We start from the raw sequence: 25,169 nt of genomic DNA on the forward strand, positions 1-25,169 counted from the left end.
GCAGCGGGGCCACCCGCTCCCACAGGTCGTCAGGAACAAGATCGGCACGCACCCGGACACCCTGCCGACCAAGATCGACGAGCACAAGACCTGCGTCTCAACTCATTCTGAAACGATCAGTAAGGCGGGCCCGAGGGGATCGGGCAACCGTCCTAGACGCGGGCGGTGCCGGGGGCCGCCGACGGGCGGCGGCTCAGCCGCTCGCCGCACGGACAGGGGGCTGCGGCGCCCTGGGGTCCCTCAGTTCTTCAGCAGCGCGCAGACGAAATTCTCCTCGATCTTGCGCAGTTCCTTCAGCAGCTCCGGCTTCGTCGCCTGGTTCACCTGAGTGGTGAGCGAGAAGGTCAGGGACCGCCGGCCGTCGGGTGTGGCGGCGATCAGCTGGGTGTAGCCGGGGAAGTTGCCGGTGTGGCCGAGGACCACTCCACAGCGGGTGGTGTAGCGGAAGATCGCCTCTCCCGCCTTGTTCTCGCCGGGTCCCGCCGGCTCCGAGGCACCGTCGATCCAGCGGCGCTGCTCGCGCAGGGTGGCCGGGGAGATCAGGGCCCCGCCCGCGTAGCCGCGGATGAAGCGGGTCAGGTCCGCGGGAGTCGAGATGATCCCGCCCGACGCCCACACGCCCGACGCGCTGAGCACCTCGCTGACGTCCTCCGGGGGGGTCGGCGGCTGGACGTCGTAGCCGTGCATGTACGGCTCGGGCATCTCGTAGCCCTGCGGGAGGCTCGTGTCGCGCAGGCCGAGCGGCCGGTAGACGAGCCCGCGCAGCAACTGCTCGTAGCGCTTGCCGGTCGCCGCCTCGGCCATCAACGCGACCGCGATGTTGTCGGAGTTCGAGTACTTGTACTGCGATCCCGGCCGGAACAGCAGCGGCTCGCCGGCCACGTAGTCGAGCAGCCGGCGCGAGTCGAAGTGGTGGCGCGGATCGGCCGTCAAGATCTCGATGAACTCGGGACTCTGGGTGTAGTCGGGCAGCCCGCTGGTGTGGTTCAGCAGCTGGCGCAGCGTCACGGCGTGCCACTTCCGCGGCAGGGACGGCAGCCTGCGGCCGATGGTGTCGTCGAGGGAGAGCGCGCCCCTGTCCACCAGGCTCAGCGCCACGGCACCGCTGAACGCCTTCGCGGTACTGGCGATCCGCGTGTGGTCGTCGGGTCCGATCGGGCGGCCGCTGTCGATGTCGGCGACTCCGGCGCGCACGATGCGGGACTCGCCCTCGCGGCGCAGGACGGCGATGACACCGGGCGGGCCGCCGGGGCTGCGCACGAGCTCTTCGAGCTGCTTCTGCAGTGCCCGGTCGTGGTCGCGGTCCGCGGAGCCGGAGCCGGCGTCGGCCGGTGCGGACACGACGCCGGTCAGACAGGCGGCGGCCAGCAGGGCGCCGAGGGTCGGACGCAGTCGGGGGCGGCGGGGCAGTGGCATGGGTTTCTCCCGAGTCGGGCGGGGGCCGGGGCACGCCCAGCTTCGGCCCCGGGCGATCGACTCGCCTGCGCCGCTGCTGCATACGGAGGAGCGGGCCGCCCGGTGTTGGGCCGTCCGGCTCTCCTGGTGCGGGAGCCCCGGGTCGGGGAACCGATGAGTTTCGTGTGCGGACGAGGTCTACCCCACGGGCCTGTCCCCACGGGTCTGTCCCCACGGGCCTTTCCCGTCGGGCCCGTCCCCCACGGGCCTGTCCTACCGGGGGTGTCCCCACGGGCTGCCCTACCGGGGCTGTCTCCACGGGGCTGTCCTACCGGGGGTGTCCCCACGGGGCTGCCCTACGGGGGCTGTCCCACGGGTGTGTCCCCGCGGGTCGCCCCCACGGGCCTGTGCCCCCACGGGTCTGTCCCGTCGGGCCTGCCCCCACAGGTCTCCCCCTGAAGTGGACACGAGTTCTGAGGAGAATCGGATGACCGGCCAGACCTTCGACCTCGGGCCGCAGGCCCTGATCGTGGCGTGCCTCGCGGAGGGTGTCACGGACGCACAGCTCGACGGGGCGACCCCCTGTCCGAAGTACGCGGTGCACAACATGCTCGGGCATCTGACCGGACTGGCCGTCGCCTTCCGCGACGCCGGTCGCAAGGACCTGGGCTCCTCCACCGACACCAGCCCGACCGTCTCCGTGCCCGACATCGGACCCGGCTGGCGCGAGACCCTGCCGAAGGCGCTCGACGAATTCGCGGACGCCTGGCGGGACCCGGCCGCCTGGACCGGGACGACCCGTGCGGGCGGAGTGACGCTGCCGGGTGCGGTCGCGGCGGCGGTGGCCGCCGACGAACTGGTGGTGCACGGCTGGGACCTCGCGCGGGCCACCGGCCAGGAATACACGCCCGACGCAGCCGCCCTGCAGGCGTCGTACGGGTTCCTCAGTGCCGCGGCCGAGGACCCGACCCGGGGCGGGGGCATCTTCGGCCCCGTCGTCCCGGTACCCGACGACGGGCCGCTCCTCGACCGCGTGATCGGCCTCAGCGGCCGCGACCCGGGCTGGAAGCCGTAGCGGGGGAGCGGGAAGCGCGGAGCTGTCGTCCACCTTCGCTGAATCACGGAAGCACATGGATTCGGCGAAGGCGGAGGCGTCCTGAATCTCCGGTCTCGCCGTGGGCGGGCCGCACCGGGTTCCCTTGTCGTTGCCACCGTGCCGAGGGGTTGTACGGGCTGTCCGCCAGGCGTGCGGGCAGCCTGTGCGCGTACTCCGGGGGTGCGCACCTCTGCCCGGCCCGTCGGACCGCCGCCGACGCGGACCTGTTCCTCTTTGGGGTCGACCTCGACCAGCATCGCGAAAGCGAACACCCGATGTGCCTCACGTCCAAGGGTGCTACCCGGACCCGCCGATGCCTCGCGCCCCGCGCGTCACATCAAATTCCTTTGCCGGAAGCGTTGACGAAACACGGCCACGCTCCTACCTTCAACGCGTCGTACTTCGTACGTCATATATGAGACGCGATATGCGAGATCCGGGATCGATGTCCGCGAGGATGCCCGACTCCCGTGATCCGAGCCGTGAGACCAGAGAGGCGCGCATGACCTCTGTGCCCACCCCGATTCCGTCCCGCACGCAGTTCGTGCTGGAGGGGATCAAACACCGCATCCTCACCGGGCAGTTGACCCCGGGACAGGCTTTGGTCGAGACCGACCTCGCCGCACAGTTCGGGGTGTCCAAGACCCCTGTGCGCGAGGCGCTCAAGACCCTGGCCGGCACCGGGCTCGTCGTGATGAACCAGTACAAGGGCGTCACGGTGCGCATGGTGGACGCGGACATGGCGCGCGAGGTGTACGACGTGCGGCTGCTCCTCGAACCCGAGGCGCTGCGTCGGGTGGTGCGTCGCGGAGCCTCCCTCGACGCCGCCCGGGACGCGCTCACCCGTGCCGACGACGCCGCCGACACCGCCGAACGGTCGCTGGCCAACCGGGAGTTCCACCGCGCCCTGTACGTGCCCTGCGGCAATCCGCTGCTCGGCCGGATGCTCGACGAGGTGCGCGACCAGGCCGCCCTCGTCTCGGCCGTCGCCTGGGCGTCCGATCCCTCCTGGGAGCGGGAGGCCGGCGAGCACCGGGAGATCCTGCGCCTCGCCCTCGACGGGGACGCCGACGGCGCGGCCGGAGCGCTGCACGCGCACATCGCGTCGTTCGTACAACGGGCCTTCCCCCAGGGCCAGGAAGAGGACGGGCAGGAATGACAGCGACGTTCGAGACCCAGCGGGCGGCACTCGCCGAGGTCGTGGCGATCCCGGTGACCCCGTTCGCCGAGGACGGCACGATCGACCGGGACACCCACCGGGCCCTGCTGCGCCGACTGATCGACGGCGGTGTCCGTACCCTCACCCCGAACGGCAACACCGGGGAGTTCTACGCCCTCACCCCCGAAGAGCGCGGGCTCGTCACCGAGTTGACCATCGAGGAGGCCGGCGACCGCGCGGTCGTCCTCGTCGGTGTCGGGCACGATGTGCCGACCGCCGTCGCCTCCGCGCGGCACGCCCGTGCCCTCGGCGCACCGATGGTGATGGTCCATCAGCCCGTGCACCCCTATGTCTCGGAGGGCGGCTGGGTCGACTACCACCGGGCCATCGCCGATTCCGTGCCGGAGCTGGGCGTCGTGCCGTACATCCGCAATCCCGGGCTCGCGGGTGCGCGGCTCGCGGAACTCGCGGACGCCTGTCCGAACGTCATCGGTGTGAAGTACGCCGTTCCCGACGCGGCGCGCTTCGCGTCCTTCGCGCGGGACGCCGGGCTCGAACGGTTCGTGTGGGTGGCCGGACTCGCCGAGCCGTACGCTCCCTCGTACTTCTCGGCCGGCGCCACCGGCTTCACCTCGGGCCTGGTGAACGTCGCCCCGGCCGTCTCGCTGAACATGATCGAGGCGCTCCGGTCCGGTGACTACCCGGCCGCGATGAAGGTCTGGGAGCAGATCCGCCGCTTCGAGGAACTGCGCGCCGCCAACGCCTCCGCGAACAACGTCACCGTGGTCAAGGAGGCCCTGTCCTCGCTCGGTCTGTGCCGCCGTGACGTCCGCCCGCCGAGCAAGCCGCTGCCCGCGAGCGAGCGTTCCGAGGTCGCCGCCATAGCCGCCGGATGGTCCCTGTGAAACGGCCCGAGGACCTCAGAAGCCATCAGTGGTACGGCACCGACGGGCTCCGTTCGTTCAGTCACCGGGCCAGGACCCGGCAGCTCGGCTACCTCCCCGAGGAGCACCTGGGCAAGCCGGTCATCGCGATCCTCAACACCTGGTCCGACATCAACCCGTGCCATGTGCACCTGCGCGACCGTGCCCAGGCCGTGAAGCGGGGCGTGTGGCAGGCCGGCGGATTCCCGCTCGAATTCCCGGTGTCCACGCTGAGCGAGACCTTCCAGAAGCCGACCCCGATGCTCTACCGCAACCTGCTCGCGATGGAGACCGAGGAACTGCTGCGGTCGTATCCGGTGGACGGGGCCGTGCTGATGGGCGGCTGCGACAAGACCACGCCGGCGCTGCTCATGGGGGCCGCCTCGGTCGATCTGCCGACCGTCTTCGTGCCCGCCGGGCCGATGCTCCCGGGTCACTGGCGCAATGAGGTCCTCGGCTCCGGCACCGACATGTGGAAGTACTGGGACGACAAGCGCGCCGGTCTCATCGGGGACTGCGAGATGACCGAGCTGGAGAGCGGGCTCGCCCGGTCGCCGGGGCACTGCATGACGATGGGCACCGCGTCCACGCTCACGGCCGCGGCCGAGGCGCTCGGCGTCACCGTGCCCGGCGCGTCGAGCATCCCCGCCGTCGACTCCGGACACGACCGGATGGCCGCCGCGGCGGGGCTCAGGATCGTCGAACTCGTCCACAAGGACCGGACGTTGTCCGACATCCTCACCGCGGACGCTTTCACGGACGCGGTGACGACGGTGCTCGGTCTCGGCGGTTCGACGAACGCCGTGATCCATCTGATCGCCATGGCCGGACGGGCCGGAGTCTCCCTCACGCTGGACGACTTCGACCGGATCGCCCGGACGGTGCCGGTCCTCGCCAACGTCCGGCCCGGTGGACGGACGTACCTCATGGAGGACTTCCACTTCGCCGGCGGACTGCCCGGGTTCCTGTCGCGGATCACCGATCTGCTGCACCTGGACCGGCCCACGGTCTCCCACGACAGCCTGCGCGAGCAGCTGGCGGGCGCCCGGGTGCACAACGACGACGTCATCCGCACCCGGGAGAACCCGGTCGCGGCCGAGGGCGGAGTGGCCGTCCTGCGCGGCAACCTCTGCCCCGACGGCGCCGTCATCAAGCACATCGCCGCCGAGCCGCGGCTGCTCAAGCACACCGGTCCCGCGGTCGTCTTCGACGACTACCGCACGATGCAGCGGACCATCAACGACCCCTCGCTCGGCATCACCGCGGACAGCGTCCTCGTGCTGCGGGGCTCCGGCCCCAAGGGCGGTCCGGGAATGCCCGAGTACGGGATGCTGCCCATCCCCGACCACCTGCTGAAGCAAGGTGTGCGGGACATGGTGCGGATCTCCGACGCCCGGATGAGCGGCACGAGTTACGGCGCGTGCGTGCTGCACGTGGCGCCCGAGTCGTACGTCGGCGGCCCGCTCGCCCTCGTGCGCGACGGGGACCCGATCACCCTCGACGTCGAGGCAAGGTCACTCCGACTCCACGTGGACGACGCGGAGCTGGAGCGCAGGCGGGCCGATTGGACTCCGCCGCCCGTCCGGTACGAGCGCGGCTACGGCGCGCTCTACAACGAGCAGATCACCCAGGCCGACACCGGCTGCGACTTCGCGTTCCTGGCCCGGCCGGGCAAGGTGCCGGACCCGTACGCGGGCTGAACGACCCACGGCCGAGCCCCACTCGGCCGGAAATCTCGAACGGTCAGCACGTCGAACGGCCACTACGTCGATCGGCCAGTGACTCGACCAGATCTTCCGAACGGTCAGTACCCGAACGGCCGGATCTCCCGAACAGCCAGCAACCCGAACACCGTAAGCGAAGCGACCGGCCTCGTTCATCGAGTAAGCGCTTCCTACGGACCAGCAAGTGCTCCACGGCACCCGCTAGAACGGAGAACAGTCATGGCCCAAGCCGCAGCCGTGGCGAAACCGCCCGCGCCACCCCGGCGGCGCCGTGCTTCCGCGACCCCGCGCAGGCTTCCGTATCTGCTGATCGCCCCTGCGGCTCTGCTGATGCTCGGCTTCATCGCCTACCCCGTCATCAGCGTCTTCTACTACAGCCTGCAGAACTACAACCCCACCAAACCGTGGCGCAACGGCTACGCGGGCTTCGGCAACTTCACGCACGCCTTCACCGAAGACCCCCAGTTCTGGGACACGCTGACCTTCAGCGCGAAGTGGGTCGTCGTCGAGGTCGGTCTCCAGCTCCTGTTCGGCCTGGCGCTCGCGCTGATCGTCAACCAGACCTTCGCCGGGCGGGCGTTCGGGCGCGCGCTGGTCTTCTCGCCGTGGGCCGTCTCCGGGGTGCTGACCTCCGCGATCTGGGTGCTGCTCTACAACTCCCAGACGGGCATCACCCGATACCTCGCCGACGCCGGCATCGGCTCGTACGGGACAAGCTGGCTGTCGGACACCTCCACCGTCTTCCCGGCGGCCGTGGTCGCCGACCTGTGGCGCGGGGTCCCTTTCTTCGCGATCCTGATCCTCGCCGACCTCCAGTCCGTCTCCAAGGACCTGTACGAGGCCGCCGAGGTCGACGGAGCGAGCCGCGTCCGGCAGTTCCTGCACATCACGCTGCCGCACCTCAAGGACGCGATCATCCTCTCCACGCTGCTGCGCGCGGTGTGGGAGTTCAACAACGTCGACCTGCTCTACACCCTGACCGGCGGTGGACCCGCGGGCGAGACGACGACCCTCCCGCTCTACATCGCCAACACCAGTGTCGACGCCCACAACTTCGGCTACGCGTCGGCCCTCACCACGGTCGCGTTCGTGATTCTGCTGTTCTGCTCGATCGTCTATCTGCGACTGAGCAAGTTCGGAGGCGGGGACAAGTGATCACCAAGGACGCCGGGACGATCGCCCCGGCCGCACCCGCCCCGCCCTACGAGGAGCCCCGCCCGCGCGAACGGAAGAAGCACCGCGCCTGGGACGAGGTCCCGCGCTGGCACATCTATCTCCCCCTCGGCATCTACCTGCTCTTCACCCTGATCCCCTTCTACTGGATCCTGCTCTTCGCGCTGCGCCCCGCGGGGTCGACCTCCCTCGTGCCCTGGCCCATGACCTTCGAACACTTCGACAAGGTGTGGACCGAGCGCAGCTTCGGCACCTACTTCCAGAACAGCGTGCTCATCGCCGTCGCCACCCTGGTGATGACCACCCTCGTCGCGCTCGCCGGCGGCTACGCGCTCGCCCGCTTCGACTTCAGGCTCAAGCGCGGCTTCATGCTCGCGCTGCTCTGCTCGCAGTTCGTGCCGGGCGCGCTGCTCCTGGTCCCGCTCTTCCAGATCTTCGCCGAGCTGCGGATGATCAACTCGCTGGCCAGCGTCATCATCGCCGAGACGGTCTTCCAGCTGCCGCTGTCGATGATCCTGATCAGCGGGTTCATCAGGAACGTGCCGTACTCCCTCGAAGAGGCCGCCTGGGTGGACGGCTGCAACCGCTTCGACGCCTTCCGGATCGTCGTCCTCCCGCTGCTGCGGCCCGGGCTGATCGCCGTCGGCTCCTTCGCCTTCGTGCACGCCTGGAACCACTTCCTGTTCGCCCTGATGTTCCTCAGCGACCAGAGCAAGCAGACCATCCCGGTCGGCCTCAACACCCTGCTGAGCTCGGACAGCGTCGATCTGGGCGCGCTCGCCGCGGGCGGCATCATCGCCGCCGTCCCCGTGGTCGTCGTCTTCGCCTTCATCCAGAAATGGCTGATCACCGGATTCAGCGCCGGGGCGGTGAAGGGATGACGACCACCTCGCACCAGCAGGTCCGTCCCCTGGACGGAGACGGCCTCCGTGACGTGAGCGGAGACGGCCCGCGGACCGCGCCCGCCGCAGCGCCGGCCGGCACGACCGCGCCCGGACTCCCGCTGCCCGTCGTCCTCGCGGGCGCCCGCGGCCACGGCCGCTGGCACCTGGACAACATCCGCCGTCTCCAGGACAAGGGCCTGGTGCGTCTCGTCGGGGTCTGCGAGCTGACCCCGCTCACCGAGGACGAGCTGGCCGGCCGGCATGTCCAGCAGTCCGCGGACTTCGGGGCCCTCCTCGACTCGACCGGCGCCGCCGTCGCGGTGATCTGCACCCCCATCCCCACCCACACCGACCTCGCGCTGACCGCCGCCCGCAAGGGCGTCCACCTGCTCCTGGAGAAGCCGCCCGCGCCCTCCTACGCCGAGTTCCGGCGGATGGCCGAGGGGGTCGCGGCGGCCGGAGTGGTCTGCCAGATCGGCTTCCAGTCGCTCGGCTCGCACGCCGTACCCGCCATCAGGAAACTGATCACCGAGGGCGGGCTCGGCCGGGCGACAGGCATCGGCGGGGCAGGGGCGTGGGCGCGCGACGAGGCGTACTACCGGCGCGCGCCCTGGGCGGGAAAGCGGCGGCTCGACGGCGTGGACGTGGTCGACGGTGTCCTGACGAACCCGCTGGCCCACGTCGTCGCCACGGCCCTCGCGCTGGACGGTTCGACCCGTGCCGAGGACGTCACCGACATCCGGACCGAGCTGCTGCGCGCCAACGACATCGAGTCCGACGACACCTCGTGCGTGGGGATCACGACCACCGGGAGCCGGATCACGGTCGCCGCGACGCTCTGCGCCGAACGCCCCGGCGAACCGTATGTCCTGGTGCACGGCACCGGCGGCCGGATCACCTTCTGGTACAAGCAGGACCGGGTCCTCGTGCAGCGGTGCGGGCGCGGCCCCGAGGAGATCGAGTACGGCCGTACGGACCTGCTGGAGAACCTCGTCGAGCATCTGACGGACGGCGCCGAGCTGCTGGTCGCGCCCGAGTCGACGGGCGCCTTCATGAAGGTCGTCGAAGCGATCCGGCGGGCGCCCGACCCGATCGCGCTGCCCCCGCACGCCTGGGAACTGCTCCGGGGCGAGAACCGCCGCGTGGTGCGCGGGGTCGACGGATTCGTCGCGGCGGCCGCCGACACCCTCGCCCTCTACTCCGAGCTGGGCGCCTCCTGGGCCCTCCCGAAAGAGGTGAGCACCCGATGAACAACGACTCGCTGGTCCTGCGGATCGGCGGCCGCCCCGTCGGCCGCTACGTCACCCGGCCCGCACTGCCGGCCCGGCTCTCCCCGCGTCCGTATCTGCACCCCGTCACCACCCTGGCCGGCACGGCCGTCACCGAGCTCAGCCCGGCCGACCACGCACACCACCTCGGCGTCGGTGTAGCCGTACCCGACGTCGAGGGACACAACTTCTGGGGCGGGCGCACCTACGTCCGCGACCAGGGACCGACCGAGCTCGACAACCACGGATCCCAGCGGCACATCGGTTTCCAGCTGCGCGACCCGGACGGCTTCGTGGAGGAGCTGCGCTGGATGGCCGCGGGCACCGAGCTGCTGCGCGAACGCCGTACGGTCGCGGCCGTCGGACTCACCGACTCCGCCTGGGCGCTGGACTTCACCTTCTCGCTCACCAATGTCACCGCGCGCGGGCTCTCCCTCGGCAGCCCGGCCACCAACGGACGGCCGGGCGCGGCGTACGGGGGCTTCTTCTGGCGGGCCCGCAAGGAACCGGACGCCCCGCGCGTGTTCACCGCCGACGCCGAGGGCGAGGAGGCGGTCCACGCACGTCCCGCCGACTGGATCGCGCTCGCCGGCGACGGCTGGACGCTCGTCCTCGCCGGGGGGACCGGCGCGACGCGCCGCGACCCGTGGTTCGTCCGCACCGCCCAGTACCCGGGCGTCGGCTCCTCCCTCGCCCACGAGAAGCGGCTCACCGTCGAGGCGGGCGGCACGCTCGTACGCCGGGTCGTCACCGTCGTCGCCGACGGCACCCTCGACCGGGCCGGGGCCGCCGCGCTGGTCCGCAAGGCGGTGAGCCCCTGATGGCCCTGCACTCCGCCGACCTGGGTGACGGCACCTACCGCAACCCCGTCCTCGACGCCGACTGGTCCGACCCCGATCTGCTGCGCGTCGGCGACGACTTCTACCTCACCGCCTCCAGCTTCGGCCGCGTCCCCGGTCTGCCCCTGCTGCACTCACGGGACCTGGTCAACTGGACGCTCGTCGGACACGCTCTCCAACGCCTGGAACCCGCAAGCGAGTTCAGGAGTCCACGGCCCGACTGCGGTGTGTGGGCGCCCTCTCTGCGCCACCACGACGACCGTTTCTGGATCTTCTGGGGCGACCCCGACCACGGCATCTTCCAGGTCAACGCCCCCCAGATCAGAGGCCCTTGGACCCGGCCGCAGCTGGTGAAGGAGGGCAGCGGACTCATCGACCCCTGCCCGCTGTGGGACGAGGAGACCGGCGAGGCGTATCTCGTGCACGCCTGGGCCAAGTCCCGTTCGGGAGTGAAGAACCGGCTCACCGGACACCGGATGCGACCCGACGGCACCGGGCTGCTCGACGAGGGAAAGGTGATCGTCGACGCCGACCTGATTCCCGGCTGGTTCACCCTCGAAGGCCCCAAGGCCTACCGGCACGACGGCTGGTTCTGGATCTTCGCGCCCGCCGGGGGAGTCGAGACCGGCTGGCAGGGCGCCTTCCGCTCACGCGGCTTCTTCGGGCCCTACGAGGAGCGGGTGGTGCTGGAACAGGGGAACACCCGGGTCAACGGCCCGCACCAGGGCGGCTGGGTGCGCACGTCGGCGGGCGAGGACTGGTTCGCGCACTTCCAGCAGCGCGGGCCCTACGGGCGGGTGGTCCACCTCCAGCCGATGCGCTGGGGCGCGGACGGCTGGCCGGTGCTCGGAGACCGGGGCGCCCCCGTCGCCGTACACCGGAAGCCGGAACTGCCGGCGCAGCCGCCGTCCGCGCCCGCCACCGACGACGACTTCCCCGGCGGCCGCTTCGGGCGCCAGTGGCAGTGGACCGCCAACCCGCAGGACGGCTGGGCCACCCAGCACTCCGGCGACGGACTCCGGCTGAGCTGTGTCCGTACGGAGGGCGCGCACGACCTGCGCGGACTGCCCCACGTCCTCACCCAGCGGATGCCGGGTGCGGCCGCCACCGTCCAGGTCGACCTGCGCCTCGACAGCCAGGAGCCCGGGGCACGGGCCGGGCTCGTGGTGCTGGGGGACGCGTTCTGCTGGATCGGACTCCAGCGCGAGCCGGACGGATCGGTACGGCTCGTGCACCGGTTCGCCGAGACGGTCGCCGGGGCGGCACCCACCGCGTGCTCGGGGCCGTGCGAGAGCGAGCGCGACGCCGCCCCCGCACGGACCGCGCCCGAGGGCCGGGCCCGGCTGTGGATCGAGATCGGCGCGGGCGCCCGCTGTCGTTTCTCCTACGACGTCGGTGGCGGCCGGCAGCCCTCGGGGCAGGTCTTCGCCGCGACCGGCCGGCGCTGGGTCGGCGCCCTGCTCGGCCTGTTCGCGCTCGCGCCGGCCGGCGGGGGACACGCCGGCGCCGCCTCGTTCACGCGTTTTCGTGTCACCGCGCCCACCTGAGGGTCACTTCCCGCCGTTCGTCCGCCTGTTGGGAGCCGCAATGACGCACCTCCGTAGCAAGCGCTTGCCGGATGTGGAGGGAAGGGTTCGTCCCTTCCGGAAGCAGCCGGGTGCCGATCTCTTAGGACACCTGAACGGCCCCACAACCCTGTTGGATCCAGAAGAAGAAGAGAGCCGACCAATGAAGATCAGCCGACAGAAGATCAGCCCACTGGGGACCGGCCCGGTCAAGACCGGTGCCCGTGGAGCCAGGCGCGCGGCCATGGCCGTCGCCCTCGGTTCCGTGCTCGCCCTGAGCGTCACCGCCTGTGGTGACAACGGCAGCGGCAGCGCGGGGGACAAGGGCACCGAGGGCTCCGGCAAGGGCGAGATCACCTTCTGGGACAACAACGGCGGTGTCCGCACCGACATCTGGAAGCAGATCATCGCCGACTTCGAGAAGAAGTACCCGGACATCAAGGTCAACTACGTCGGCATCCCGGCGGCCAGTGCCCAGTCCAAGTACGACACCGCCATCCAGGGCGGCGGCCTGCCCGACGTCGGCGGCGTGGGCACCGCGATGCTCGCCGAGGTCGCCGTCCAGGGAGCGCTGGAGCCGCTGGACAGCAGGATCGAGAAGAGCTCGCTGCAGGGCAGGCTGAGCCAGAACCTGCTGGACGTCAGCCGGGCCGCGGGCGGCGGCGACACGCTGTACCAGGTGCCGACCTCCGCCAACAACGGCACGCTCTGGTACCGCACCGACCTGTTCAAGGCGGCGGGCCTGGACGCTCCGACCTCCTGGTCGAAGTTCTACGACGCCGCCACGAAGCTCACCGACAAGGGCAAGAACAAGTTCGGCTTCACCATCCGCGGCGGTGAGGGCTCCATCGCCCCGGCGCTGGACGCGGCGTACGGCCAGAGCGGCATCACCTCCTTCTGGAACGGCGACAAGACCACCGTCAACGACCCGAAGAACGTTGCGGCCCTGGCGAAGTACGTCGCCCTGTACAAGAAGGTCACCCCGTCCGCCGACGTCAACAACGACTTCACCAAGATGGTCGCGCAGTGGGACAGCGGCACCATCGGCATGCTGAGCCACAATCTCGGTTCCTACCAGGACCACCTGAAGGCGCTCGGGGCCGGCAAGTTCCGTGGCATCCCGAACCCCACGCAGGACGACGGCACGCGCGTACAGATCTCCAACCCGGTCGACGGGCTGAGCCTGTTCAAGTCCGGCAAGAACAAGGCGGCCGCCTGGAAGTTCATCGAGTTCGCCGTCTCGGCGGCGGAGAACTCGAAGTTCAACGAGTCCGCGGGCCAGGTGCCGGCGAACACCGACGCCGCCAAGGACGCGTGGATCCAGCAGGCCGAGCCGACCAAGCTGGCCGCCGAGGCGCTGAACGGCACCGGCACCAAGATCGTGCAGCTGCCGTACTACCTGCCCGACTGGAACACCATCTCCAAGGCCGACAACGAGCCGAGCTTCCAGAAGGTGCTGCTCGGCAAGATGAGCGCGAAGGACTTCCTGGACTCGCTGGCCGACCAGCTGAACAAGGCGCAGGCCGACTGGAAGGCCCACCACTAGTCCGGTGCACCCGCCGTGGCCGGCCGTGCCCGACCACGGCGGGTGGCCCCTCACCCCTGTCGAACCTCTGTCGAAAGGCACACCCCCGTGTCCCTCACGCGCAGACAGGTCACCTCGGCGGCCGTGGCCGCCTTACCGCTCACGGTCGCCGCGACGGGCCCCGCGTCCGCCGCCCCGCACCGCCGGTCGCGCACTCTCCACATCGCCGGCGACTCCACCGCAGCCCAGAAGTACGCCGACGCCGCACCCGAGACGGGGTGGGGCATGGCGCTCCCGTTCTTCCTCCACGAGGACGTCGTGGTCGCCAACCACGCGGTGAACGGCCGTAGTTCGAAGAGTTTCATCGACGAGGGACGTCTCGGCGCGATCCTCGACGTGATCCGGCCCGGCGACCTCCTGCTCGTCCAGTTCGGGCACAACGACGAGAAGACCGCCGACCCGACGCGCTACACCGAGCCGTGGACGACGTTCCAGGACTGTCTGCGGCAGTACATCGAGGGGGCGCGGGCCCGGGGTGCCGGGCCGGTGCTCGCCACCCCGGTGGAGCGCAGAAAGTTCGACGCGGACGGCAACGCCGTGCCGACGCACGGCGACTACCCCGCGTCGATGCGCGCGCTCGCCGCGGACGAGCACGTGGCGCTCCTCGACATCCAGGCCCAGTCACTCGCCCTGTGGCAGCGACTCGGCGTGGAGGAGACGAAGAACTACTTCAACTGGACCGCGACCGAACAGGACAACACGCACTTCAACCCGCCCGGTGCCATAGCCGTGGCCCGTCTCGTCGCGGCGGGACTGCTGCACGGCCGGGTGCTCACGCCCCGGGACGTACGCCGCCTCGACGCGGAGATACCCGAGTCCTGGATCACCTGGCCGACAGCCTGAACCCCTGAGTCCCTGAACCCCTGAGTCGCTGAACCCCAGAGTCCCTGAACCCCCGAACACCCGAGTCCTTGAGTCGAAGGAAAGAGAGCCGCACCATGAACACACAGAACTGGCATGGGCATGTCACCGAGTGGAGTGCGATCACGGCGCGCCGAGCGGCCGTGCTGATCGGCTGCACCGCGCTCGTGCTCGCCGTCACCGGCACCACCGCCGAGGCCGGGCCCCGCGAGCTCGGCCGGCAGACGCTCGCCGCGGGCGACGGCTGGGCGTCCGAGGGGACCGGTACGACCGGCGGCTCTGCCGCCGGGGCCGCGCAGGTCAGCACGGTCACGACCTGGGCGGAGTTCAAGGCCGCGCTCGCCGCGGGCGGCAGCGCGCCGAAGATCATCAAGGTCAGGGGCACGATCGACGCCAACGCCGAGGGCTGCGACTCCTTCGCGGCGCCCGGCTACGACTTCGCCCGGTACCTCGCCGACTACGACCCCGCCGTGTGGGGCTACGACCAGGTGGTCAGCGGTGAACAGGAGGATCTGCGCGCCGCCTCCGCCGCCGACCAGGACACCGCCATCAAGGCGTACGTCCCCGCCAACACCACCATCGTCGGCATCGGCCGGAACGCGGGCTTCAAGGGCGCGAGCCTCCAGATCAAGGACGTCGACAACGTCATCGTCCGCAACCTCGCCTTCGAGAGCCCCCTCGACTGCTTCCCCCAGTGGGACCCCACCGACGGCGACACCGGCAACTGGAACTCCGAGTACGACAGCGCGGTCATCTACGGAGCCACGCATGTCTGGCTCGACCACAACACGTTCACCGACGGAGACCACCCGGACAGCTCGCTGCCGACGTACTACGGCCGGATCTACGAACAGCACGACGGCGAACTGGACATCGTCAAGGGCGCCGACTACGTGACCGCCTCCTGGAACGTCTTCGCCGACCACGACAAGACCATCCTGATCGGCAACAGCGACAGCGTGTCGACCGCCGCCGTGGACCGCGGCCACCTGAAGGTCACCCTCCACCACAACCTGTTCACCGGCCTCGTCGAGCGCGCCCCGCGCGTCCGGTTCGGACAAGTGGACTCCTACAACAACCACTTCGTGGCCGACTCCTCGTACGGCTACAGCTACGGCATCGGCATGGAGTCCCAACTCGTCGCCGAGCACAACGCGTTCACGCTGCCGGACTCGGTCAGCGCCGCCACGGTCCTGAAGAAGTGGAAGGAGGCGCCGCTGTCCGCCACCGACAACTACGTCAACGGCGTACTGACCGATCTGATCGCCGTGCACAACGCGGAGATCCCGGCCGAGACGCTCCAGTCCGGTGCCGGCTGGACACCGGTACTGCGGACGAAGGTCGACCCGCCGAGGGCCGTTCCCGGCATCGTCGACGACCGCGCGGGCGCGGGAAAGATCTGCTGACCATGGCCGGACACCCCGTCAGCAGAAGGGCGTTCGCCGCCGCGAGCACCGGAGCCGCACTGGCTCTCGGGCTCGCGGCCCCCGCCCGCGCCACCGGGCGCCCGCCCTTCGGACGCCACGGTTCGCCGTCCGCGCGGCTCGACGCGAAGACGCTGTACGTCCACCCCGGCGGCCTCGGCGACCACACCACCGTGCAGGCCGCCGTGACCGCCGCGACCGGAGCCGGATACACCCTGGTCATCGCACCCGGCGTGTACCGCGAGACCGTCTCGGTCGGAACGGTCGACCCGGCGACCGGCCGGCCCGGCGCCGCCGGGTCCGAGATGACCTGGATCGGCGCCTCCGGCGACCCGCGTGATGTCGTCGTCGTGTACGACAACGCCAACGGCACGCCCAAGCCCGACGGTTCGGGCACCTACGGCACCACCGGGTCCGCGACGACCACCGTGCGCACCGACGGATTCACGGCCCGCGCGGTCACGTTCGCCAACGACTGGCTGCGCGCCGACCACCCGGGGATCACCGGCACCCAGGCCGTGGCGATCAAGGTGCAGGGCGACCGCTCGGCGTTCCACCGGTGCCGCTTCCTCGGGCACCAGGACACGCTGTACGCCGACTCGTTCGCCCTGGGCACCTTCGCCCGACAGTACTACCGGGACTGCTATGTCGAGGGCGACGTGGACTTCGTCTTCGGACGGGCGACGGCGGTCTTCGAGTCCTGCCACTTCCGCACCCTGAACCGCACGGACCTGGCCGCCGCCCCGTACGGCTTCGTCTTCGCGCCGTCCACGGCGGTCGCCGACCCGCGCGGATATCTGGTCACGCGGAGCCGGATCAGCAGCGCGGCGCCGGACGCGTACTACAAGCTGGCCCGCCCCTGGGTGCCCGGCTCGGACCTCACCGCCCGTCCGATGCTGACCGTCCGCGACACCCGCCTGGACGCCGGCATCGACGCGGTCGCGCCCTACGCCGACATGTCCGCCGCCTATCCGTGGCAGAGCCAGCGCTTCGCGGAGTACCGCAACACGGGCCCCGGCGCGGCGATCACCGTCCCGGAGAACCGTCCCCAGCTCACGGACACGGAGGCCGAGCGGCACACCCGTGCCGCCTACCTCGGCGACTGGTGCCCGTGATTCCCCCGTTCCATCCGACAGCACGACGAAAGGACCGCACTCCATGTCTCGTCGTACCGCCCTCTCGTTATGCGCCCCCCTGATCCTGGGAGCAGGCCTCGCAGTCCTCCCCACCCAGGCGCAGGCCGCCACCGTCGTCGTCGACACCACCGCCGAACTGACCAGCGCGATCTCCGGCGCCACCGCCGGGACCGTCATCCAGGTGCGCGGCGGCACCTACTACCCGACGGCGACCCTCCAGTCCACCACCAACGGCACGTCCTCCTCGCCGGTCACGCTCACGGCGTACGGCTCGGAGACCGTGAAGATCGACGGGTCCTCGCTCCCGTCTGGCGCGTGGATCTTCAAACTGACCGCCGACTACTGGAACGTCTCCAACATGACCTTCCAGAACTCCCCGGACAGCGCGGTCGTCTGCCAGTCCTGCACCGGCACCGTCTGGAACAACGTCAAGACCATCAACGGCGGCGACTCCGGCTTCACGCTGACCGGCGACGGCACCGTCAACAACACGGTGAAGAACATCGACTCGTACGGCAACTACGACGCCGCCAACCACGGCGAGAACGCGGACGGCGTCGCCGTGAAGTTCGGCTCGGGCACCGGCAACCTGATCACCGGGGCCCGGCTGTACAACAACTCCGACGACGGCATCGACTTCTGGTCGTTCTCCTCGCCCGTCACCGTCGAACACTCCTGGTCCTTCGGCAACGGCAAGAACCGCTGGAGCGACTCGGCCTTCGCGGGCGACGGAAACGGCTACAAGCTGGGCGGCGACGGCGAGGTCGTCGCACACGTCGTCAACAACTCCGCCGCCTGGGACGACGCGGGCAGCGGTTTCACCGAGAACTCCAACACCGGCGCCATCGTCATCAACCGCACCACCGCCTACGCCAACGGCAAGTACGGCTACTACTTCGCCACCAGCGCCGCCAAGCTCGGCAAGAACCTCGCCGTGGGCAACGGCACCGCGGCGGTGTCCAAGGGCTCCTCGGTGACGTCGGCCGGCAACAACTGGGACTCCGGCATCTCCACCCCGTCGTTCGTCTCCACGGACGCGAGCACCACCTACAACGCCCGCCAGTCCAGTGGCGCGCTGCCCGCGACCACCTTCCTCACGACGGGAAGTACGACGATCGGCGCGACCATGAACTGACGCCCCTCGGACAGGGCGTGGGGCTCAAGTCGGCCGAAAAGTATGTATCGATCCGGCAAAAGGCCTCGCGCCCACGGACGTTACGCGCGTAGAAAACCTGTCATGCATAAGCCACTCCGCATCGCGGCCGTCGCCGCCACCTGTGTCGTCGCCGGTGCCGCCCTGTACGGCACCGGCGTCGCCACCGCCGGTCAGTCGACGGCGAACTCGACGCACGAGCCCTACAACATCGGCGTCCTCGTCAAGGACATCGACACGTACTACGGCACCACGCCCGACAGCAACGGGGTGTACCAGGCGTCCCCCGACAGCCCGTACGCCAAGGACCTGGCACGCCTCGACGCCGCCGCGAAGCGGCACATCGACCAGGCGGCCCGCAAGGCCCACCACCGGCACGAGAAGGCCGCGGTCGTCTTCGACATAGACGACACGCTGCTGCTCTCCCTCGACTACGAGAAGAAGACCAACTACACCTACAACTCGGCCTCCTGGGTCGCCTATGTCGCCCAGGCGGACCGCCCGGCCGTCTTCGGCAGCCCCGAACTCGTCGAGTACGCCGCGTCCAAGGGCGTCGAGGTGTTCTACAACTCGGGCCTGAAGGAGTCGCAGCGCGTCTCCGCGGTCGAGAACCTGAAGAAGATCGGCGTCGACGTCAACCTCGACGCCGCGCACATGTTCCTCAAGGACGCGGCCAACCCGCCCGCGTACCTGAGCGATTGCGCCACCGCTGCCGCCTGGAACTGCACGACCGTGCAGTACAAGGCCGGCACCCGCAAGCACATCGAGTCCCTCGGGTACGACATCGTCGCCAACTTCGGTGACCAGTACTCGGACCTCGACGGCGGCTACGCCGACAAGACCTACAAGCTCCCGAACCCCACGTACTTCGTGAGCTGACGCACTTGTCACGGGCGAACGCCCCCGCCGGTCGTCACCGGCGGGGGCGTTCTGCTGCCGGCCGAGGGGGGCTCAGGCCGACAGGTCCTCACAGTCGATGACGTCAAAAACGAACGCGGGGTTGTTTCCGAGGGGCGAACGAATCTTCGGACTCGGTCGTACGCGACGTCCCACCCCGCTACGGCTACGGCTGTGACACCGGTGCCGGTGCGGCGTATACGGCCCCTGTGATCCGCCCGGGTGATTCGTCTGTGGGGGAGGGGGTTCTGCGGGGCGGGACGCGTGAGCCAGCCGGTCGTACGGGCCTTCGAACGGCGCATGGCGGGCCGAACTCGATTTCCGTAACACGGAGAAAACCTGAAACCGGTTGAACGGGGGAACAATCCAGCCAGCATCCGCACACCGCGCGCGCAGGCAACGAGGAGAATCGCCATGTCCGAAGCTCAAAAGGTCGACAACCGGCCAAGTGCCGCAACACCGGCGCCAGGTGGGGTCGACGGGTTCTTCAAGATATCCGCCAGAGGTTCCACCGTGGGCCGGGAGATACGCGGCGGATTCGCCACCTTCTTCACCATGGCGTACATCCTCGTCCTGAACCCCATCATCCTCGGCAGCGCCAAGGACAAGTTCGGGCACACGCTCGACACCGGCCAACTCGTCACCGCCACCGCGCTGGTGGCGTGCGTGATGACCGTCATCATGGGCATCGGCGGCAACCTCCCGCTCGCCATCGCCGCGGGCCTCGGCCTCAACGCCGTCGTCGCCTTCCAGCTGGCGCCGCTGATGAGCTGGCCCGACGCGATGGGCCTGGTCGTCCTCGAAGGCGTCCTGATCTGCGTCCTGGTGCTCACCGGCCTCCGGGAAGCGATCATGAACGCGATCCCGCAGCAGCTCAAGCAGGCCATCGGCGTCGGCATCGGCCTGTTCATCGCCTTCATCGGCTTCGTGGACGCCGGGTTCGTCAGCCGTATCCCGGACGTCGCGCACACCACCGTGCCCGTGCAACTCGGCGCCGTGGGCCGGCTCACCGGCTGGCCCGTCCTCGTCTTCTGTCTCGGCGTCCTGCTGACCATCGCGCTGCTCGCCCGCAAGGTGAAGGGTGCCATCCTCATCAGCATCGTCACCATGACGGTCGTGGCGATCGCCATCAACGCCGTCGCCGACATCAAGAGCTGGGGCCTGACCACCCCCAAGGTCCCGGACAAGATCGTCGCCAGCCCGGACTTCGGACTCGTCGGCCACTTCAGCCTGTTCGGCGGCTTCGCCGAGGCCGGTGTGCTCACCGCGGTCCTGCTGATCTTCACCCTGGTCCTGTCGGACTTCTTCGACGCCATGGGCACCATCGTCGGGATCAGCGCCGAGGCCGGGCTGCTCGACGAGCAGGGGCAGGTGCCGGGCATCGGCCGGGTCCTGTTCATCGACGGCGCCGCCGCCGTCGCGGGCGGTGTGGGCTCCGCCTCCTCCAACACCGCCTACATCGAGTCTGCGGCCGGCGTCGGCGAGGGCGCCCGTACCGGCTTCGCCAACCTGATCACCGGCGGTCTCTTCGGCCTCGCGCTCTTCCTCACTCCGCTGCTGACCATCGTCCCGCTCCAGGCCGCGGCGCCCGCGCTGATCGCGGTCGGGTTCCTGATGATGACCCACGTCAAGCACATCGACTGGGACAAGTACGAGATCGCGATCCCGGCGTTCCTGACCATCGTCGCCATGCCGTTCACGTACTCCATCACCGACGGCATCGGCGCCGGATTCCTGGCCTACGTCGTCATCAAGGCGGTGCTGGGCAAGGCCAAGGAGGTCAACTGGCTGCTGTGGGGGGCCTCGGCGCTGTTCCTCGTGTACTTCGCGATCGACCCGGTGGAGCAGCTGCTCGGTGTGAAGTAACGGTCCTTCGCGGGATACCGGCCGGCCACGGGTGACCATGGCCGGCCGACAGCCCGTGCGACGGAGCCCGTACGTGAAATGACCGGCCCGTCGCGAAGGAGCCCGTACGAGAACCGGCCCCGCACCCGATCAGGTGCGGGGCCGGCTCCCGTACGAGCCCGGCGTGCCTCAGTTCTTCAGCGCCGCCCGCATCATCGCCCTGGCGACCGGCGCCGCCAGTCCGTTGCCGCTGACCTCCGAGCGCGCCGCGTCCGACTGCTCGACCATCACCGCGACAGCGACCTCCTTGCCGCCCGAGTCCGCCTTCGCGTACGACGTGAACCAGGCGTACGGCGTCTTGCTGTTCTTCTCGCCGTGCTGGGCCGTGCCGGTCTTGCCGCCCACGGTCGCGCCGGGGATGAGGGCGTTCGTGCCCGTGCCGTCCTCGACGACCGTCTGCATCGCGGACTGGAGCTGCCGGGCCGTCTCCGAGCTGACGATCTCCTTGGTCCCGGCGCTGTCGTCGTAGTTCCTCAGCACATCGCCGTCGGCGTCACTGGTCTGCGACACCATGTGCGGCGAGACCAGCTTGCCGTCGTTGGCAATAGCGGCGGACACCATGGCCATCTGGAGCGGGGTCGCGGTGACGTCGAACTGCCCGATGCCGGTCAGCGCCGTGGACGACTTGTCCATGCCGGAGGGGTACACGCTGGTGTACGCCCGCACCGGCACGTCCTGCTTCGTGTCGTTGAAGCCGAACTTCTCCGCCATCGCCCTGACCTTGTCCTGGCCCAGGTCGACGGCCATCTTCCCGAAGACGTTGTTGCAGGAGTACTGGAGCGCGACCCGGATCGAGGCGTTTTCGCACGGTGCGGACGCGTTCTCGTTCTTCAGGACCCTCGTCGTGTTCGGCAGCGTGTACGGGTTCGGGCTGTCCGTCCTCGCGTCCACGTCCGCGTAGAGCCCGTCCTCCAGCGCGGCCGCGGCCACGACCAGCTTGAACGTCGAACCCGGCGGCAGCGGCTGCCGCAGCGCGCGGTTGACCAGCGGCTTGTCGGCGTCCTTGGTCAGCTTCTGCCAGACGCCGGTGTTGCCCGCGCTGATCGACGTCGGGTCGTACGACGGTGTCGAGACGACCGCGAGGATCTTGCCGGTCTTCGGGTCGATCGCGACGGCCGCGCCCTTGTTGCTCCCGAGCGCGTTGTAGGCGGCCTTCTGGACGTCCGGGTCGATCGTCGTGACCACGTCACCGGGGTCGGCGTGCCTGTTGGTGAGCGTGTCCAGCGGGTTCTTCAGCTGGAGGTCCGACCCGTCCAGCAGCTTCTGGTAGACGCCCTCCAGCTGGGTCGCGCCGTAGACCTGCGAGCTGTAGCCGGTGACCGCCGCGTACAAGCTGCCGTCCTTGTACGTCCGCTTGTACTTGAGGTCGCCCCCTGTCGTCTGCGCGGAGCCGGTGATCGCGTCGCCGGCCACGATGATGTTCCCGAGCGGGTTCGCGTACAGCGAGATCATGTTCCGTCGGTTGTTCTTGTCGTCCGCGAGTGCCCGGCCGTCGTAGAACTGCACCCAGGTCGCCCTGACCAGCAGAGAGAGCACGAGCAGCAGAGTGAAGACGGCGGCACGCCTGATCGTCTTGTTCATCCCGCACAGAAGGACGAGCGATCGGGAGCGAATCGTTCCCATCCGCCCGGTTTTCTCATGAATCCCTCATGAAGCCACCGGGCGGGCCCGCCGCCCGTCAGAGCCTGCGGGTGGCCAGGGTGAGACGGTCGCGGGCGTCGAACAGGGCGTCCTTGACCATCTGCTCGTGCGCGGGGGTGAGCCGGGCCACCGGCACCGAGCAGCTGATCGCGTCACGGGCGGGCGTGCGGTACGGGATCGCCACACCGAAGCAGCGCAGTCCCAGCGTGTTCTCCTCGCGGTCCACCGCGAAGCCCTGCTCCCGCACCTGGCGCAGCTCCTCGATGAGCTTCTCCCGGTCCGTGATCGTGTGCTCGGTCAGCGCGGGGAGCGTCTCCGGCAGCATCTTGCGGACCTGCTCGTCGGTGTGCGTGGCCAGCAGCGCCTTGCCGAGCGAGGTGGAGTGGGCGGGGAGCCGGCGGCCGACCCGGGTGAATGGGCGCAGATAGTGCTGCGACTGCCGGGTGGCCAGATAGACGACGTTCGTACCGTCCAGGCGCGCGAGGTGGATCGTCTCCGTGGTGTCGTCGGAGAGGCGGTCGAGGGTGGGACGGGCCGCGGCGACCACTTCGTCGCCGTCGATGTACGAGGTGCCGACCAGCAGGGCCCGTACGCCGATGCCGTACCGCGTGCCCGTCGCGTCCGTCTCGACCCAGCCGAGCTCCACGAGCGTGCGAAGCAGCATGTACAGGCTGGACTTGGGATAACCGACGGCCTCCTGGACCGCGGCCAGGGAATGCATTCCGGGCTTGCCGGCGAAGTACTCCAGCAATTCCACGGTTCGCACCGCGGACTTGACCTGCGCCCCGCCGCCTGTCTCGCCTGCCGACATCGCCCTTGACCCCTTCGTTGGACGGGAAATAGTCTCCAACAGGAGATTCACCATCAGAGACAGCGTTCAGCATATCGAACACCCCTGGTGAGTGACACAAGAACTGTGGCATCACATCTGAAGGGACCCGCGGTGGCAGCAGCACCAGTCTGGAGTGTCGACCCCCGTACCGGGAAGCAGCGGGAACAGGTTGCGGTGGAGGCCACAGCCCAGGAGGTGGACGAGACCGTCCACGCCGCGAACGCCGCTCGTCCCGCCCTCGTCGACCGCGCCGTACGCGCCGCGTTCCTGCGCACCGCCGCCGACCTGCTCGAAGGCGCCAAGGACCAGCTCGTCGAGGCCGCCGACGCCGAGACCGCGCTCGGCCCGGTCCGGCTCACCGGCGAACTCGCCCGCACCTGCTACCAGTTGCGCGCCTTCGCGGGAATCGTCGACGAGGGCGCCTTCCTGGACGTCGTCATCAACCACCCCGACGGCACGGCGACCCCGCCGATCCCGGACCTGCGCCGTTACAAGGTGCCGCTGGGCGTCGTCGCCGTGTACTCGGCCTCGAACTTCCCCTTCGCCTTCTCGGTCGCCGGCGGCGACACGGCGAGCGCGCTGGCCGCGGGCTGCCCGGTCGTCGTCAAGGCCCACCCCGACCACCCGGCGCTCTCCGAGCTGGTCGCGGCCGTCCTACGCCGCGCCGCCGTCCGGCACGCCGTCCCCGAGGGCGTCATCGGACTCGTCCACGGCTTCGAGGCCGGCGTCGAGCTGGTCCGCCACCCGCTGATCGCGGCGGCCGGGTTCACCGGCTCGATCCGCGGCGGGCGCGCGCTGTTCGACGCGGCCTCGTCGCGTCCGGTGCCGATCCCGTTCCACGGCGAGCTGGGCTCCCTCAACCCCGTCGTCGTCACCGAGGCCGCGGCCACCGAGCGCGCCGAGGAGATCGGCGCGGGACTCGCAGGGTCGATGACCCTGGGCGTCGGCCAGTTCTGCGTGAAGCCGGGTCTCGTGCTGGCTCCGGCCGGCGCGGCGGGCGACCGTCTGCTGAAGTCCCTGACGGACGCGGTGAGCGACACCGCTTCCGGGGTCCTGCTCGACCACCGCATGCGCGACAACTTCATCGCCGGGGTCGCCGAGCGCGCCGGACTCCCGGACGTGGAGGCCCCGGTGACGCCGGGTGCGGGCGGCGAGCACACGGTGAGCCCCGGCTTCCTGACCGTGCCCGCGAGCAGGCTCGCGGCCCCCGGCGAGCACGATCTGCTTCTGGAGGAGTGCTTCGGACCGCTCACGATCGTGGCGCGCTACGAGGACGACTCCGAGGCCGGCGCCGTGCTCTCCCGGCTGCCGGGCAACCTGACGGCCACGGTGCAGCTCTCCGCGGAGGAGGCCGCGGGCGAGGGGCGCGGCGCGGAGATCCTCGCCGAACTCACCTCCCTCGCGGGCCGCGTGCTGGTGAACGGCTGGCCGACAGGGGTCGCCGTCGCTCCGGCCCAGCACCACGGAGGGCCGTACCCCGCGACGACCTCGACGTCCACGTCGGTCGGCGGCAGCGCCATCGAGCGCTGGATGCGGCCGGTGGCCTATCAGGGCGTGCCCGAGGCGCTGCTGCCGCCCGAGCTGCGCGACGACAACCCGCTGGGGCTGCCCCGCCGGTACGACGGGCGGCTGGAGCGCTAGTCCCGCGGGGGCCGACCCTTCCAGGCCATTTCCGGACCACCTGTCCGTGCCGGTTCCTGCCGGTCCTT

The 25,169-nt window shown here is 70.0% G+C and carries 20 protein-coding genes; 17 read left to right on the plus strand and 3 right to left on the minus strand.

Features of this window, described 5'->3' with window-relative positions; all coding sequences use genetic code 11:
* Positions 1-240 precede the first annotated feature (240 nt).
* Complete coding sequence (locus tag ACZ4N5_RS34370) at positions 241-1,416, minus strand: serine hydrolase domain-containing protein (protein ID WP_467760949.1); 1,176 nt, start codon at positions 1,414-1,416, stop codon at positions 241-243.
* A 466-nt stretch (positions 1,417-1,882) separates the two neighbouring features.
* Here ACZ4N5_RS34370 and ACZ4N5_RS34375 point away from each other — a divergent pair, with 466 nt between their 5' ends.
* The 16 genes from ACZ4N5_RS34375 to ACZ4N5_RS34450 all read left to right on the plus strand — a co-directional run bounded on the left by ACZ4N5_RS34375 (position 1,883) and on the right by ACZ4N5_RS34450 (position 20,948).
* A complete protein-coding gene (locus ACZ4N5_RS34375; protein WP_467760950.1) occupies positions 1,883-2,470 on the plus strand; it encodes a TIGR03086 family metal-binding protein in 588 nt (195 codons plus the stop codon).
* 523 nt (positions 2,471-2,993) lie between these two features.
* Positions 2,994-3,650: a GntR family transcriptional regulator gene (locus tag ACZ4N5_RS34380; protein WP_467760951.1), complete on the plus strand. Its 657-nt coding sequence runs from the start codon at positions 2,994-2,996 to the stop codon at positions 3,648-3,650.
* Positions 3,647-4,555, plus strand: a complete 909-nt coding sequence (locus ACZ4N5_RS34385; RefSeq protein ID WP_467760952.1) for a dihydrodipicolinate synthase family protein — start codon at positions 3,647-3,649, stop codon at positions 4,553-4,555. The genes ACZ4N5_RS34380 and ACZ4N5_RS34385 overlap by 4 nt, the downstream gene beginning before the upstream one ends.
* Positions 4,543-6,273 carry an L-arabinonate dehydratase gene (araD, locus tag ACZ4N5_RS34390; RefSeq protein WP_467760953.1) on the plus strand — a complete coding sequence of 577 codons (1,731 nt, stop codon included), beginning with the start codon at positions 4,543-4,545 and terminating at the stop codon, positions 6,271-6,273. The genes ACZ4N5_RS34385 and araD overlap by 13 nt, the downstream gene beginning before the upstream one ends.
* A 243-nt stretch (positions 6,274-6,516) precedes the next feature.
* Entirely contained in the window at positions 6,517-7,452 is a 936-nt protein-coding gene (locus ACZ4N5_RS34395) for a carbohydrate ABC transporter permease (RefSeq protein WP_467760954.1), read from the plus strand.
* Positions 7,449-8,351, plus strand: a complete 903-nt coding sequence (locus ACZ4N5_RS34400; RefSeq protein WP_467760955.1) for a carbohydrate ABC transporter permease — start codon at positions 7,449-7,451, stop codon at positions 8,349-8,351. Before ACZ4N5_RS34395 ends, ACZ4N5_RS34400 begins: the two co-directional genes overlap by 4 nt.
* The gene (locus ACZ4N5_RS34405; RefSeq protein WP_467760956.1) at positions 8,348-9,604 is read left to right on the plus strand and encodes a Gfo/Idh/MocA family protein; all 1,257 of its coding nucleotides are present in this window, start codon (positions 8,348-8,350) and stop codon (positions 9,602-9,604) included. The genes ACZ4N5_RS34400 and ACZ4N5_RS34405 overlap by 4 nt, the downstream gene beginning before the upstream one ends.
* The gene (locus ACZ4N5_RS34410) at positions 9,601-10,443 is read left to right on the plus strand and encodes a DUF6807 domain-containing protein (RefSeq protein WP_467760957.1); all 843 of its coding nucleotides are present in this window, start codon (positions 9,601-9,603) and stop codon (positions 10,441-10,443) included. The genes ACZ4N5_RS34405 and ACZ4N5_RS34410 overlap by 4 nt, the downstream gene beginning before the upstream one ends.
* Positions 10,443-12,008: a glycoside hydrolase family 43 protein gene (locus tag ACZ4N5_RS34415; RefSeq protein WP_467760958.1), complete on the plus strand. Its 1,566-nt coding sequence runs from the start codon at positions 10,443-10,445 to the stop codon at positions 12,006-12,008. The genes ACZ4N5_RS34410 and ACZ4N5_RS34415 overlap by 1 nt, the downstream gene beginning before the upstream one ends.
* 181 nt (positions 12,009-12,189) lie before the next feature.
* Positions 12,190-13,572, plus strand: coding sequence for an ABC transporter substrate-binding protein (locus ACZ4N5_RS34420; protein WP_467760959.1), 1,383 nt, complete (start codon positions 12,190-12,192; stop codon positions 13,570-13,572).
* A gap of 87 nt (positions 13,573-13,659) precedes the next feature.
* Positions 13,660-14,454 (plus strand): rhamnogalacturonan acetylesterase, encoded by a 795-nt coding sequence (locus ACZ4N5_RS34425; RefSeq protein ID WP_467760960.1) that lies wholly within the window; start codon positions 13,660-13,662, stop codon positions 14,452-14,454.
* A 95-nt stretch (positions 14,455-14,549) separates the two neighbouring features.
* The gene (locus ACZ4N5_RS34430; RefSeq protein WP_467760961.1) at positions 14,550-15,878 is read left to right on the plus strand and encodes a pectate lyase family protein; all 1,329 of its coding nucleotides are present in this window, start codon (positions 14,550-14,552) and stop codon (positions 15,876-15,878) included.
* 2 nt (positions 15,879-15,880) lie between these two features.
* Positions 15,881-17,011 (plus strand): pectinesterase family protein, encoded by a 1,131-nt coding sequence (locus ACZ4N5_RS34435; RefSeq protein ID WP_467760962.1) that lies wholly within the window; start codon positions 15,881-15,883, stop codon positions 17,009-17,011.
* 43 nt (positions 17,012-17,054) lie between these two features.
* The gene (locus ACZ4N5_RS34440; RefSeq protein ID WP_467760963.1) at positions 17,055-18,167 is read left to right on the plus strand and encodes a right-handed parallel beta-helix repeat-containing protein; all 1,113 of its coding nucleotides are present in this window, start codon (positions 17,055-17,057) and stop codon (positions 18,165-18,167) included.
* 102 nt (positions 18,168-18,269) lie between these two features.
* The gene (locus tag ACZ4N5_RS34445) at positions 18,270-19,064 is read left to right on the plus strand and encodes an HAD family acid phosphatase (RefSeq protein WP_467760964.1); all 795 of its coding nucleotides are present in this window, start codon (positions 18,270-18,272) and stop codon (positions 19,062-19,064) included.
* 432 nt (positions 19,065-19,496) lie between these two features.
* Positions 19,497-20,948, plus strand: a complete 1,452-nt coding sequence (locus ACZ4N5_RS34450) for an NCS2 family permease (protein WP_467760965.1) — start codon at positions 19,497-19,499, stop codon at positions 20,946-20,948.
* A 168-nt stretch (positions 20,949-21,116) separates the two neighbouring features.
* Here the strand turns inward: ACZ4N5_RS34450 and ACZ4N5_RS34455 are convergent, their stop codons facing one another.
* The gene (locus ACZ4N5_RS34455) at positions 21,117-22,568 is read right to left on the minus strand and encodes a peptidoglycan D,D-transpeptidase FtsI family protein (RefSeq protein ID WP_467760966.1); all 1,452 of its coding nucleotides are present in this window, start codon (positions 22,566-22,568) and stop codon (positions 21,117-21,119) included.
* 97 nt (positions 22,569-22,665) lie between these two features.
* Positions 22,666-23,439 carry an IclR family transcriptional regulator gene (locus ACZ4N5_RS34460; RefSeq protein ID WP_266757298.1) on the minus strand — a complete coding sequence of 258 codons (774 nt, stop codon included), beginning with the start codon at positions 23,437-23,439 and terminating at the stop codon, positions 22,666-22,668.
* Positions 23,440-23,571: 132 nt separating this feature from the next.
* On the opposite strand from ACZ4N5_RS34460, the gene ACZ4N5_RS34465 reads away from it, so the two are divergent.
* Entirely contained in the window at positions 23,572-25,101 is a 1,530-nt protein-coding gene (locus ACZ4N5_RS34465; RefSeq protein ID WP_467760967.1) for an aldehyde dehydrogenase (NADP(+)), read from the plus strand.
* The last annotated feature ends 68 nt before the right edge of the window (positions 25,102-25,169 follow it).

It is taken from the genome of Streptomyces sp. NPDC026500, from assembly GCF_055567635.1.

Coding starts and splice junctions, on each gene's coding strand:
- ACZ4N5_RS34455 (WP_467760966.1), bottom strand. CDS start 22,568: ATGAACAAGACGATCAGGCGTGCCGCCGTCTTCACTCTGCTGCTCGTG.
- ACZ4N5_RS34370 (WP_467760949.1), bottom strand. CDS start 1,416: ATGCCACTGCCCCGCCGCCCCCGACTGCGTCCGACCCTCGGCGCCCTG.
- ACZ4N5_RS34405 (WP_467760956.1), top strand. CDS start 8,348: ATGACGACCACCTCGCACCAGCAGGTCCGTCCCCTGGACGGAGACGGC.
- araD (WP_467760953.1), top strand. CDS start 4,543: ATGGTCCCTGTGAAACGGCCCGAGGACCTCAGAAGCCATCAGTGGTAC.
- ACZ4N5_RS34430 (WP_467760961.1), top strand. CDS start 14,550: ATGAACACACAGAACTGGCATGGGCATGTCACCGAGTGGAGTGCGATC.
- ACZ4N5_RS34450 (WP_467760965.1), top strand. CDS start 19,497: ATGTCCGAAGCTCAAAAGGTCGACAACCGGCCAAGTGCCGCAACACCG.
- ACZ4N5_RS34395 (WP_467760954.1), top strand. CDS start 6,517: ATGGCCCAAGCCGCAGCCGTGGCGAAACCGCCCGCGCCACCCCGGCGG.
- ACZ4N5_RS34460 (WP_266757298.1), bottom strand. CDS start 23,439: ATGTCGGCAGGCGAGACAGGCGGCGGGGCGCAGGTCAAGTCCGCGGTG.
- ACZ4N5_RS34375 (WP_467760950.1), top strand. CDS start 1,883: ATGACCGGCCAGACCTTCGACCTCGGGCCGCAGGCCCTGATCGTGGCG.
- ACZ4N5_RS34380 (WP_467760951.1), top strand. CDS start 2,994: ATGACCTCTGTGCCCACCCCGATTCCGTCCCGCACGCAGTTCGTGCTG.
- ACZ4N5_RS34445 (WP_467760964.1), top strand. CDS start 18,270: ATGCATAAGCCACTCCGCATCGCGGCCGTCGCCGCCACCTGTGTCGTC.
- ACZ4N5_RS34420 (WP_467760959.1), top strand. CDS start 12,190: ATGAAGATCAGCCGACAGAAGATCAGCCCACTGGGGACCGGCCCGGTC.
- ACZ4N5_RS34435 (WP_467760962.1), top strand. CDS start 15,881: ATGGCCGGACACCCCGTCAGCAGAAGGGCGTTCGCCGCCGCGAGCACC.
- ACZ4N5_RS34410 (WP_467760957.1), top strand. CDS start 9,601: ATGAACAACGACTCGCTGGTCCTGCGGATCGGCGGCCGCCCCGTCGGC.
- ACZ4N5_RS34440 (WP_467760963.1), top strand. CDS start 17,055: ATGTCTCGTCGTACCGCCCTCTCGTTATGCGCCCCCCTGATCCTGGGA.
- ACZ4N5_RS34385 (WP_467760952.1), top strand. CDS start 3,647: ATGACAGCGACGTTCGAGACCCAGCGGGCGGCACTCGCCGAGGTCGTG.
- ACZ4N5_RS34415 (WP_467760958.1), top strand. CDS start 10,443: ATGGCCCTGCACTCCGCCGACCTGGGTGACGGCACCTACCGCAACCCC.